Raw genomic sequence first — 13069 nt, 5'->3', positions numbered from 1 at the left:
AGCACCCAAGTATGGGTGCTTAATCTATCTTTATTGGACTATTCCTTACTTTTTATCAAAAGAATTCCAACCCTGCGCTTTTAATTCAATCTCTTGGTTGGCACGGGTTACCAAGTTCATCCCTTCATTTTCTTCAGTAATATGACCTATAACTGTTAAATTAGGATTTCCTTTTATTTTATCATAATCATCAATAGAAACTGTAAATAATAGTTCATAATCTTCTCCTCCACTTAAAGCTATCATGGTACTATCCATAGCAAACTCCTCAGAAGTAGAAATTACCTGAGGATCTAACGGTAACTTATCCTCGTATATTTTACATCCTGCTTTGCTTTGCGTACAAATATGCATAATTTCAGAAGACAACCCATCAGAAATATCAATCATTGAAGTTGGCTTCACCTCTAACTCCTCTAATAACTTAGGAACATCTTTACGTGCCTCAGGTTTTAGTTGACGCTCGATTATGTAAGCATACTTATCTAAATCTGGTTGGTTTTGAGGATTTACTTGAAACACTTGCTTTTCACGCTCTAACACTTGCAACCCTAAATAAGCACCGCCTAAATCGCCAGAAACTACTATTAAATCGGTGGGTTTAGCCCCATTTCTGTACACAACATCTTCTTTATTAGCAGTACCAATAGCTGTAACAGAAATTAATATTCCTTTTGTTGAAGAGGTCGTATCTCCTCCTACTAAATCTACTTTATATGTATCACACGCTAATTGTATTCCTGCATATAATTCTTCAATCGCCTCAAGAGGAAAACGGTTAGACACAGCAATAGATACAGTAATTTGTTCCGCATTAGCATTCATAGCATACACATCCGATAAATTAACCATTACCGTTTTGTATCCTAAATGCTTCAAAGGCATGTAACTCAAGTCAAAATGCACTCCTTCTACCAGCAAATCAGTAGTAATTACAGTTTCTTTACCCGCTGTGCTAATTACAGCAGCATCATCTCCAACTCCCTTAACTGTTGACGAATGATACATTTTAAAATGCTTTGTTAAATGGTGTATTAACCCAAACTCTCCAAGCTCAGCTAACGAAGTTCTTTCTTGATTTTTATCTTCTAACATGCTGCAAAGATAACGACTAACGAACAAAAAGAAGTATATTGCATAAGGTAATCTACACAAAATAAATATAGGGTTTTGTTGTTTTTGTATGTTATATAAGTAGTTAATTACCTAATTTAGTGATTTTAAACCCCGATTTATGAAAAACCTTAAGATTCTATTTATTTTAGTTGGGATGTTCATTTTAACTTCCTGTTCTTCCTCTTCTAATGAACCCCCTATAAAGACCAACAAAACCACGTGTTCTAATGGTAAAGCAGGAATGTACCCTTGTAATAATTATGATTTATTATTAAACATCCCTTTAAGCACATTTGATGCTGTTAGTGGAAGCGATTGTTGGGGTTGGACAGACGCGACAACTAATAAGGAATACGCTATTATGTGCGTAGATAATGGAACTACCTTTGTAGACATTACCGATACAGAAAATCCTATTTACTTAGGCAAACTTCCTACTGCAACCGTAAGTAAAGATTGGTGGGATGTAAAAGTATACAACAACCATGCTTTTATTGTTAGTGAGGCAACAAACCATGGTATGCAAGTATTTGACTTAACAAAACTTAGAAATGTGACAAACCCTCCAATAATCTTTACAGCTGATAAACACTTTACTGATTTTGGTAGCGCACACAACATTGTTATTAATGAAAGCTCAGGATATGCCTACCCAGTAGGCACCAATAGGTCTGGAGTTTATAAAGGAGGTCCCTTATTCATCAATATACAAACCCCTCTAAACCCTCTAAGTGAAGGCGGATGGGGAATGGACAACTACAGTCATGATGCACAAGTAGTTACCTACAACGGTCCGGATACAGACTACACTGGTAAAGAAATATTAATAGGTAGTAATGAAAATGAAGTTGTAATTGTAGATATTACCGACAAAGCCAATCCTGTAACCATTTCTAAAATTTCGTATACAAACGTGGGGTACACTCATCAAGGTTGGTTTACTGAAAATCAGAAATATTTTATTTTAGGAGATGAGTTAGACGAACAAAATTTTGGCAATAACACAAGAACAATTGTTTTTGACTTTTCTGATTTAGACAACCCAAAACAACATTTTATCTATACAGGCCCTACCGAAGCTATTGATCATAATGGGTATGTTAAAGGAAGTACTTTTTATTTAGCAAACTATAACGCTGGCGTACGTTTTATTGATATTTCAAACATTGAAAGTAAAACCATTACCGAAACAGGTTTTTTTGACACACACCCAGAAAATGACCAGGCAGATTTTAACGGTGTTTGGAGTGTGTATCCATATTTGAAAAGTGGAAAAATTGTTGTAAGCGACATTAACAGAGGGTTATTTATTCTTAAAAAACAATAAATGCTCAAAACACTTTCATTATTGTTTTTCTCGCTTCTTCTATACAACTGCGGTAAAGAAGAAGGCATACAATTTGACTCCTCTTCTAAGACTCCTGAAGTTGCCTTAATTAAAACTTTTGGCGGCTCGGTAAACGAAAGAGGTAACAGTGTGGTAAATACTTCCGATGGAGGGTATATTGTGGCTGGTTATACTCAAAGTATTGATGGAGATATAGAAACCACTAGTAACACAATTCAATACGATTTTTGGGTCTTAAAGTTTGATGCAAACGACCATCTTATATGGCAAAAAACCTATGGGGGGTCAAAAGACGATAAAGCGCGTAAAATTATCAAGACAAGCGATAATGGCTTTGTTATTGTGGGCCATGGAAAAAGCGCTGATGGAGACTTAGGAACGAATGAAGGGTTTGATGACGTTTGGATATTAAAACTAGATAGCAATGGTACGGTACTTTGGAAAACAACTACTGGTTTCTCTGGAGCTGATCAGGGATTTTCAATAATCCAAACTTCTGATGGAGGCTATTTTGTTGGAAGTATTCTAGATGTTACTGCATCTGGAGGTTTAGGCAACTCAAAACAAGCTTCAAAGCATGCGGGTGGTGACTATTGGGGTATCAAACTCAATACTAACGGAACTATTGAATGGAGAAAATACTTTGGAGGAACAAATACCGATACTTGTTACGACATAGTTGAAGCTACTGACGGCTATTTATTAATTGGTTCTTCTGACAGCAATGATGTAGACATCAAAAATAACAAAGGCTCTTACGACTTTTGGATTGTTAAAACTGACAAAAGCGGAAATTTACTTTGGGAAAAATCTTTTGGTGGTACAGAAATTGATGAAGCTAGAGCAATAACTAAAACCAATGATGGAAATTTCATTATTGTAGGAGATACACGTAGCTCTAATCAGGATATTTCTCACAATAATGGTGGTGCCGATTTATGGGCTCTAAAAATAACGAGTCAAGGAGAATTGCTTTGGCAAAAAAATTATGGAGGTTCTAGCTTTGACGTTGGTCGATCAATTAAAAAAACAGTAAACGGAAATTTTTTAATCTCCGGTAGCTCAAGAAGTGCAGACAACAGCTTTACCAATAAAGGGCAAAATGACGCATTGATTATGAAAATTGATACAAACGGAAATCTCTTATGGCAAAAAACAGTAGGAGGTACAGAAATAGATTTTTGTTACGATGCGGTTGAATTATCAAATGGGAGTATTATTGCCGTAGGTGAAAGTAGCAGTAATAATCAAGACATAACAACTAACAAAGGTTTTTCAGACCTATTAATTATCAAACTAAAATAATAAATGAAATATTTTTTAACTTTCTTTCTTAGTGCATTACTTTTTTCTTGTAGCTCAGATAATGACGAACCTATTAAAGACGTTTCGGTGAAGCTAAAATTTAGTCAAAACTGGGATGGTACTTCAATTGAGAAGTCTGATTTAGAGAACACCGAGTTCACCAACAAAACAGGAAGTAAACTTTCTATAAGCAGACTACGCTATTTAATCTCACGTATTAGTCTTGTTAATGGATTAGGAGACACAACAAAATTTGATAGTTATAAATTAATAGATGTGAGTAAACCAGACAGTTTAACCTATGCTCTTTCTAAAAAAGTATCAGAAGGAAGCTATAAACTACTTTTTACTTTCGGTTTTAATAATAGTGATAACCAAAGCGGAGTATATCCAGACCTAAACTCTGCTGATTGGAATGTACCCGATATGATGGGTGGAGGGTACCACTACATGCAACTAGACGGTAAGTACAAAGACACACTAGGAGTTGAAAACCCTTACAATTTCCATGCGGTAAGAGCTTACAATAAGGAAAAAGATTCTATTCTAGATACTTCTTTTGGAATTCAAACTGGCTCTATCCTCTTAAAAAACAACGCTACAATAGAAATTAAAATGAATGTAGCTGGATGGTTTAAAACCCCTAACGACTGGGATTTAAACGAAAAAAGCGTTGATTTAATGATGGATTTTGAAGCTCAGAAAGATATTTCTGAAAATGGAAAAAGCGGGGTATTTAGCTTAGGTACTATTTCTCAATAAAAATAACATGACACAAAAAAGTATCTATTTTTCTTTACTACTCTCCCTGTTAATCAGTTGTGCTTCAAAAGGAGAAGAAGAGAATGTATACACCCCTATTCCCACTAGTTTAGAAATTCCAGAGCTATTTCAACAAAAATTAATTGCTCCTGTTATTCCTACTAACAATCCTTTAACAGAAGAAGGAATATTCTTAGGTAAAAAATTGTTTTTCGACCCTATTTTATCAAAAGACAATACACAGTCTTGTGCCAGTTGCCACGACCCAAAAAACGCTTTTACCGACGACACTCGCTTTAGCGAAGGTATCGACGGTAAATTTGGAACACGAAACTCAATGCCATTATTTAATTTAGCTTGGAACTTTGACGAACGTTTTATGTGGGATGGAAAAGAACTCAGTATTGAACGTCAAGCATTTTCCCCAGTTCGCAATCCAATTGAAATGCATAGTGATTGGAAAAATGTAGCTAGAAAACTACAAGAACACGCTGAATACCCTACGCTTTTTCAACAAGCTTTCGGCATATCGAAAATAGACTCTACCTTAGTTACCAAAGCAATTGCCCAGTTTGAAAGAACTCTAATTTCAGGAAACTCAAAGTTTGACCAATATCTTTTAGGCAAAATCGAATTAACTCCTGAAGAACAAAACGGATTTAATGTGTTTATGGATGAAACTAGAGGAGATTGTTTTCACTGTCATGGAAGTGACAACAACCCTTTATGGACAGACAATAAATTCCATAACAATGGTTTAGATGAAACTTTTACCGACTTAGGTTTAGGCGCTGTTACTGGTGACCCTAACGATAATGGAAAGTTCAGGAGTCCATCCTTACGAAACTTAAAATTTACCGCACCTTACATGCATGACGGGCGATTTACTACTTTAGAAGAAGTAATTAATCATTATTCTGAAGGATTAAAACTGTCTGCTACTATCGACCCTTTGATGAAAAAAGCGAATCAGGGAGGGGTACAACTCTCAAACAAAGACAAAGCAGATTTAAAAGCTTTTTTGTTAAGTCTTTCTGATGCTAATTTTGTAAACAATCCTAAATTTCAACAATAATCCCCTAACAATCAGCAAATAGTTTTAAGCTATAAACAATTTTTATCGCTTAATAACTATATTCATTTCAAAAAATGATATAAATCATATTTTGTCATTATCTTTGCAGTCACTTAGATTTAATCTATTTAAACGATGATAAAAGTTTCAGACACAGCAAAAAAGAAAGTCATTGAACTAATGACCGATGACGGATTTGATACGACAACCGACTTTGTTCGTGTTGGGGTGAAAAGTGGCGGTTGTTCAGGATTATCATACGACTTAACTTTTGACAAAACCCAACAAGAAAACGATAAGGTTTTTGAAGATAACGATGTAAAAATTGTTGTTGACAAAAAGAGTTTTTTATACCTAGTTGGAACAACTTTAGAATATTCCGGAGGTTTAAACGGTAAAGGATTCGTTTTTAACAATCCTAATGCTAACAGAACTTGTGGTTGCGGAGAGAGCTTCTCTCTATAAGCCTATACATCACAAAAAGAATACAAAAAAACTGATGAGTAAATACACCGAGGACGATTTAAGAGAAGAATTAAAAACCAAAGAGTACGAATATGGTTTTTATACTGATATTGAAAGTGAAAAGTTTCCTAATGGGATAAACGAAGACATCGTTCGTGCCATTTCTAAAAAGAAAAACGAGCCAGAGTGGATGACGCAATGGCGTTTAGAAGCTTTTAGAATTTGGGAACAAATGGAAGAACCAGAGTGGGCCAATGTTACCTATAAAAAACCGAGTTTTCAAGATATTTCTTACTATTCAGCACCTAAAAAAAAGCCTACATTAAACAGCTTAGATGAGGTAGACCCTGATTTACTAGCGACGTTTGAAAAATTAGGAATTTCTTTGGAAGAACAAAAAAAATTGGCAAATGTAGCAGTTGATATTGTAATGGATTCTGTTTCTGTAGCTACTACTTTTAAAGAAACCTTAGCTGAAAAAGGAATTATTTTTATGCCTATTTCTGAAGCAATTCAAGAGCACCCAGAATTAGTAAAAAAATATATAGGTTCGGTTGTACCACCAACTGATAACTTTTATGCTGCATTAAACTCAGCTGTATTCTCTGACGGGTCTTTCTGTTACATTCCAAAAGGAGTTCGTTGCCCTATGGAATTGTCTACTTACTTCCGTATCAATGAAGGAGGGACAGGACAGTTTGAACGTACTTTGGTTGTTGCCGACGAAAGCAGTTATGTTTCTTATTTAGAAGGTTGTACTGCACCACAACGTGACGAGAACCAATTGCACGCTGCAGTTGTTGAGCTAATTGCTTTGGACGATGCTGAAATAAAATACTCAACCGTTCAAAACTGGTTCCCTGGTGACTCAGAAGGTAAAGGAGGGGTTTTTAATTTTGTAACCAAAAGAGGTTTGTGTGAAACCAATGCTAAAATTTCTTGGACACAAGTTGAAACAGGATCTGCAATTACATGGAAATATCCTAGCTGTGTGCTTAAAGGAAATAATTCAGTAGGTGAATTCTATTCGATCGCTGTAACTAACAATCATCAACAAGCTGATACAGGTACTAAGATGATTCACTTAGGAAAGAATACTAAGTCAACTATTATTTCTAAAGGAATTTCAGCAGGAAAATCACAAAATAGTTACCGTGGTTTAGTTCAGGTAAATTCTAGAGCAGAAAATGCACGTAACTTCTCTCAATGTGATTCTTTATTAATGGGTAATGAGTGTGGTGCACATACTTTCCCTTATATAGAAGCTAAAAATAAATCAGCTCAAATAGAGCACGAAGCTACAACGAGTAAAATTGGTGAAGATCAATTATTTTATTGCAATCAACGTGGTATTGATACAGAAAAAGCCATTGCATTAATTGTAAACGGATTTAGCAAAGAAGTCTTAAATAAGTTACCAATGGAATTTGCTGTAGAAGCTCAAAAACTACTAGAGATTAGTTTAGAAGGGAGCGTAGGTTAACCTAAAAAGCAATACAATGAAAAAAATACTTTTATTAGCACTTGTATCTATTGTTGCATTTAGTTGTAAAAATGCTGAAAAGAAACAAACGACAGAAAAAACAGTTGAGAAACCTCAAGTAAACCTTCATGTGTTAGATGGAGGTTCTATTTTAGTTAACAAACTTGAAGTTTTTTCTCAAGACACTACATACACAGGACAGTCTAAACAATTTTCAGATGCTTTTTATGTAATTTCTCACCCTAAAGGAAATTTAATGTGGGATGCTGGTTTACCTGAAGCTTTGATTACTGATGAGCCTTTTACAGAACCTTCTGGTACTTTTACGTTACAACGCAAAGACTCATTAAAAAACCAGTTAAAATCTATAGGATTAACTATTAACGATTTTAAATACATTGCGCTATCTCATCCTCATTTCGACCATACCGGTCATGCTAACTACTTTAAAAATGCAACATGGTTAGTACAAGAAAATGAATATGATTTTATAACGAATGATTCTGCAAAAGTTAAAGACCCGAACACTTACAATGCTATCAAAGAATTAAAAAATGTAGAAAAAATTAATGGTGACTATGATGTTTTTGGAGATGGAACAGTAGTCATCAAGTACATGCCAGGTCATACCATAGGGCACCAAGCTTTATATATTGAAGCAGGCTTAGAAAAACCAATTTTATTAACAGGTGATTTATATCACTTCGAAAAAAATAGAGAAACCAAAGGGGTTCCTTCTTTCAATTACAATGTTGAACAAACTTTAGAAAGCATGAAGAAGTTTGAAGCTTTTGCTAAAGAAAAGAACGCTGAGGTGATTATACAACACTCACCAAAAGATTTCAAAAAATTACAAAATCTATTAAAAAAGTAACCATACAGTAATGTTAAAAATAGAAAACTTACACGCACAGGTAGAAGGTAAAGACATTCTTAAAGGAATTAACTTAGAAGTAAAAGCAGGAGAGGTTCATGCAATTATGGGTCCAAACGGTGCAGGTAAAAGTACCTTATCATCTGTAATTGCTGGTAATGAAACTTACGAAGTAACTTCTGGTTCTATCGAATTAGAAGGTGAAGATATTAACGAATTAGCTCCAGAAGAAAGAGCGCATGCTGGTGTATTCTTATCGTTTCAATACCCTGTAGAAATACCTGGTGTTACTGTTACAAACTTTATTAAAACAGCCATTAACGAATCTCGTAAAGCGCAAGGTTTAGAAGAAATGCCTGCAAAAGACATGCTTAAGAAGATTCGTGAAAAATCAGAATTACTAGAAATCGATCGCAAGTTCTTATCTCGTTCCTTAAATGAAGGATTTTCTGGAGGAGAAAAAAAGCGTAATGAGATTTTTCAAATGGCGATGTTAGAACCTAAATTAGCTATTTTAGATGAAACTGATTCTGGTTTAGATATCGATGCATTACGTATTGTAGCGAATGGAGTTAACAAATTAAAATCTAAAGATAACGCTGTAGTCGTTATTACCCACTACCAACGTTTATTAGATTATATCGTTCCAGATTATGTACACGTTTTACACGATGGAAAAATCGTTAAAACAGGAGACGCTTCTCTTGCTTTAGAGCTTGAAGAAAAAGGATACGATTGGATTAAAGAAGAGGTAAATAGTTAGAAAAGTTGAAAAGTAAAAAGTGAAAAGTTGCCCGTAAAATAAGCAACCTTTCAACTTTATAAACTTTTATGCTTTATAAACTTTACAACTAAAAACAATGGAGTTGAGAGAAAAAATATTATCATCATACGTAGCTTTTGAAGACAGTGTAAACATCAATTCAGATTTACATGAAATAAGAACAAAAGCACTACAAAACTTTGAAAAACTAGGTTTTCCTACTAAAAAACTTGAAGCGTGGAAATACACTTCTTTAAATTCAATTTTAAAAGAAGATTATAGTATTTTTCCTGATAGAGAGGCTTCTGTAGAGTTAGCTGATGTAAAAAAATATTTCATTCACGAAATAGATAGTTATAAAATAGTTTTTGTAGATGGAAAATACAGCTCTTTTTTATCAACTACTACTCACGATGGAAAAGATATTTGTTTATTATCTGCTGCTTTTTCAAAAGAAAAATACAAACCTATTGTTGAAAAATATTTTAACAAAATAGCAAAACAAGACAATTTAACATCTTTAAATACTGCTTTTGCTACTGAAGGTGCGTTTATTCATATTCCAAAAAATATAGAGGTTGAAAAACCTATTCAGATAATTAACTTTACCACTGGTAAAGAACATGCAACCATGCTACAACCACGTAACTTAATTGTGGTTGAACAAAATGCGCATGTTCAAATTATAGAGCGCCACCAAAACCTGAATAACAATGCTGTATTAACCAATGCTGTAACTGAAATTTATACAGATACACATGCTACTGTAGATTATTACAAGATTCAAAATGACAATAATGATGCTTCTTTAGTTGACAATACATACATTGAGCAACAAAAAGAAAGTACCTGCTCTGTACATACATTTTCTTTCGGTGGAAACATTACTCGAAATAACTTAAATTTTTATCAAAAAGGAGAACATATTAACTCTATCTTAAAAGGAATTACTATTGTTGAAGGGAAACAACATGTTGACCACCATACTTTAGTAAACCATATAGAACCAAACTGTGAAAGTCATCAAGACTACAAAGGTATTTATGCCGATCGTTCTACTGGAGTATTTAACGGTAAAGTTATTGTTGAAAAAGAAGCTCAAAAAACCAATGCTTACCAGCAGAACAACAATGTTTTAATTAGTGATAAAGCAACCATTAATGCAAAACCTCAATTAGAAATCTTTGCTGACGATGTAAAATGCTCTCATGGTTGTACTATCGGTCAATTAGACGATCAAGCATTGTTTTATATGCAACAAAGAGGTATTCCTAAAAAAGAAGCTAAAGCGCTGTTAATGTACGCCTTTGCCAATACTGTTTTAGAAAGTGTTAAAATACCAGAGGTTAAAAAAAGAATTACCAAGTTAATTGCTAATAAACTAGGCGTTAACATTGGTTTTGAATTATAAAACAAACAAAAGGCATTATGAAACATAATGCCTTTTTAATTCTTTTACGCTATGAAATCTAAGTTTTTAAAGAACTTGTCGAAACCTTACCCTTATTTATTTCATACCAAAAGAAACCTTATCATTGCTTTTATTTTAAGCATCGTTACACTCTTACTTAATTATTACGTTACTCAAAACACACTTCCAAATAATTTGTCTGCCTGTCTAACAGCCAGCATCGTTACATTTTTAAGTATCTTATTTTTTACTGAATTGGTACCCATCGTTTTTTTTACTGCTGAAATTAAAGAAAACTGGAACACTGTAAGAGAATTTTTCTTTACGCTCGGTATCCTTATTTCTATAGCGCTTTTTCAAAATAGCTTTTTATACCCTTTTAAAAGCCATATGGATAGTAGTTTTTTTTTAAGTTTAATAAACACCTTTTCCTATGTTATATTAGTAGGTACCCTACCTGTACTTATTATTATATGGATTAATTATGTTATTATCTTAAAAGAAAATTTAAGAAGTATTAAAGCATATAACAAAGAGTTAGAAAAGGAATTAAAACAGAAAGACAAAGAAGTTGTTTTATCGATAAAAACGAATAATGTAAACGAAACATTAATTCTTGATCTTACTACTTTTCTATTTGCTAAATCTGAAGGAAATTATGTAGATATTTACACAAAAAATCTTAATTCGGTAGATATTAAACCTTATAGAATATCAATTCAAAAACTGCTTAATGATTTATCTGATTATTCCTTTATTTTAAGTACACATCGTTCATATATAATCAATATTAAAAATATAAGAAGAACCTCTGGAAACGCAAGAAACTATAAAATTTCATTTCCTGATATTTCTCATGAGGTTCCAGTATCTAGAAGTAAGTTTAAATTATTTAAAGAGGAGTTTGACAAGTACTATAAATAGATGTGTTTTTATAACATATACCCTACTCCCATTCCAAAAAACAATCTTGAATCAAGATCCCCTGGTCTAAACCTTCCACTATCAGTAATTCCTTTTAACGAACTCCAAATATCAAAAGTTACTGTTACTCTATTAAAAGTATAGCCTAAAGAGTTTATCATGCCATAATTAAAATAAGAATATGAATTCTTATAGTTCTCATATACGTCTAAATGATCTATATATAGACTCCCTTTAGACTTTAAATTCGTGTATCCTAAGAAGGGTTGAACCGACATATAAAACCTCCTTTTATGAAATGGATAAAAACTAACATCAAACAAACCAACAACAGATAAATCTCTTGTATAACCATCAACATGATCTGTGAACATGTTTTCGCCTTCATTTATAAAACTGTTTTGATACGCTGCTCCAGCCATTACAGTTATTTTTTTACTTTCTAATAACTTCCTTTTTGCTTTAAAAACTAGACCATAATGTTCTCCAAAACTCGCATTGAGTATATCAGTGGTATACCCCAACTCCAATTTCCATTTTTTAGTAGTATTAAATTCTTGAGCGTTCATTATAAAACAACTCAACAATAATGTGTATAAGATATTCTTCATTGTGTCCTTATTCAATAATTTGTAATCCTTTTTTAAACCCTTGTATTGGGCTATTTCTGTGTGAAGTGTTTTCAAGTCTTTCATAACTAAAATCAAAATCACTATAATTTCTTAGCTCTAGTTGCTTGGTTAAAGCATCAAAAGATGCATTCATACCAACTCCTTCTAAGTCTCCCATAGACATATAAATATTTTTCCCTTTCAGTAAATCCAACTCCTTAGCGGCTGCTTCCAAATCGAAAATAAAAGAGTTATACCACATTAAATTGGGACTTACTGCTATTGCATTATCAAAAGGGTTTTCTTGCTCTTTTTGCATCATTACATATAAAGCAAAATAGCCCCCTAAAGAATGTCCATAAATTGTTTTTGTCAAGCTATTTATTTGGTAATCTTCGGCAATCGTAGGTAATAACTCTGAGTTTAAAAAGTCAATAAATTTCTTTGCTCCTCCAGAATCTCCATCAAAACCCCTGTCATACGGATAAGAATAATCTATCCCTCTTTTATTATCACCAGTATAACCTATGCTCACGACTATGGTATGCTCTTTGTTTTTGGAGCGTAGTATTTGCATACACTCATTGTAATAATCGTCTCCATCTAATAAATAAACTACATGATAATCTCTAGCTACGTCAATTTCTTCAAGGCTTCCTATTTTAACATTGTATTTAAAATTTGTGGCGTTTGATGTTACTGTAAATTTTTGCTGTTTAATCCTTGCAGGTAGATCTTCTTCAATACAACTAGCAAAGAAAAAGAGGGTAAAACTTAAGAATAAAAAGGTTTTTTTTTGGTACAAATACATAATCATTTTTGATGTTTTTATTTATTAATCTGTATCAAAAATATCTCACTTACATCCTCTTATGTAATGTGAAAACTCTTATGGTATGAAATGTTCTTTATTTGTGATAAAACGACATTCT

The 13069-nt window shown here is 33.2% G+C and carries 13 protein-coding genes; 10 read left to right on the top strand and 3 right to left on the bottom strand.

The features are described from left to right. Positions 1-45 precede the first annotated feature (45 nt). Positions 46-1095: a thiamine-phosphate kinase gene (gene thiL / locus V1T75_RS15630; protein ID WP_330489431.1), complete on the bottom strand. Its 1050-nt coding sequence runs from the start codon at positions 1093-1095 to the stop codon at positions 46-48. Between the two features lie 139 nt (positions 1096-1234). Here thiL and V1T75_RS15625 point away from each other — a divergent pair, with 139 nt between their 5' ends. From V1T75_RS15625 to V1T75_RS15580, 10 genes are all read left to right on the top strand, one after another. Beyond that, positions 1235-2443: a choice-of-anchor B family protein gene (locus tag V1T75_RS15625; RefSeq protein ID WP_330489430.1), complete on the top strand. Its 1209-nt coding sequence runs from the start codon at positions 1235-1237 to the stop codon at positions 2441-2443. Then, the gene (locus tag V1T75_RS15620) at positions 2444-3769 is read left to right on the top strand and encodes a hypothetical protein (RefSeq protein ID WP_330489429.1); all 1326 of its coding nucleotides are present in this window, start codon (positions 2444-2446) and stop codon (positions 3767-3769) included. A gap of 3 nt (positions 3770-3772) precedes the next feature. Continuing rightward, positions 3773-4531 (top strand): MbnP family protein, encoded by a 759-nt coding sequence (locus tag V1T75_RS15615; protein ID WP_330489428.1) that lies wholly within the window; start codon positions 3773-3775, stop codon positions 4529-4531. A 7-nt stretch (positions 4532-4538) separates the two neighbouring features. Next, entirely contained in the window at positions 4539-5606 is a 1068-nt protein-coding gene (locus V1T75_RS15610) for a cytochrome-c peroxidase (RefSeq protein ID WP_330489427.1), read from the top strand. 135 nt (positions 5607-5741) lie between these two features. After that, entirely contained in the window at positions 5742-6071 is a 330-nt protein-coding gene (locus tag V1T75_RS15605; RefSeq protein ID WP_099214669.1) for a HesB/IscA family protein, read from the top strand. A gap of 34 nt (positions 6072-6105) precedes the next feature. Then, positions 6106-7554, top strand: a complete 1449-nt coding sequence (sufB, locus tag V1T75_RS15600; RefSeq protein ID WP_330489426.1) for a Fe-S cluster assembly protein SufB — start codon at positions 6106-6108, stop codon at positions 7552-7554. 16 nt (positions 7555-7570) lie between these two features. Next, positions 7571-8428, top strand: a complete 858-nt coding sequence (locus V1T75_RS15595) for an N-acyl homoserine lactonase family protein (protein WP_330489425.1) — start codon at positions 7571-7573, stop codon at positions 8426-8428. 10 nt (positions 8429-8438) lie between these two features. After that, positions 8439-9191 (top strand): Fe-S cluster assembly ATPase SufC, encoded by a 753-nt coding sequence (gene sufC, locus V1T75_RS15590; protein ID WP_330489424.1) that lies wholly within the window; start codon positions 8439-8441, stop codon positions 9189-9191. 97 nt (positions 9192-9288) lie between these two features. Continuing rightward, positions 9289-10602 (top strand): Fe-S cluster assembly protein SufD, encoded by a 1314-nt coding sequence (sufD, locus tag V1T75_RS15585; RefSeq protein WP_330489423.1) that lies wholly within the window; start codon positions 9289-9291, stop codon positions 10600-10602. A 51-nt stretch (positions 10603-10653) separates the two neighbouring features. After that, positions 10654-11526 carry a LytTR family DNA-binding domain-containing protein gene (locus tag V1T75_RS15580; protein WP_330489422.1) on the top strand — a complete coding sequence of 291 codons (873 nt, stop codon included), beginning with the start codon at positions 10654-10656 and terminating at the stop codon, positions 11524-11526. Between the two features lie 8 nt (positions 11527-11534). On the opposite strand, the gene V1T75_RS15575 is transcribed toward V1T75_RS15580, so the two are convergent. Next, positions 11535-12137, bottom strand: a complete 603-nt coding sequence (locus V1T75_RS15575) for a hypothetical protein (protein WP_330489421.1) — start codon at positions 12135-12137, stop codon at positions 11535-11537. Between the two features lie 7 nt (positions 12138-12144). Continuing rightward, a complete protein-coding gene (locus tag V1T75_RS15570) occupies positions 12145-12954 on the bottom strand; it encodes an alpha/beta hydrolase (protein ID WP_330489420.1) in 810 nt (269 codons plus the stop codon). Positions 12955-13069 lie beyond the last annotated feature (115 nt).

The sequence above is a fragment of the Tenacibaculum sp. FZY0031 genome (assembly GCF_036350695.1).
GTDB lineage: Bacteria > Bacteroidota > Bacteroidia > Flavobacteriales > Flavobacteriaceae > Polaribacter.
The sequence above is the reverse complement of the archived record's forward strand: the minus strand, read 5'-3'. Positions and strand labels throughout refer to the sequence as shown.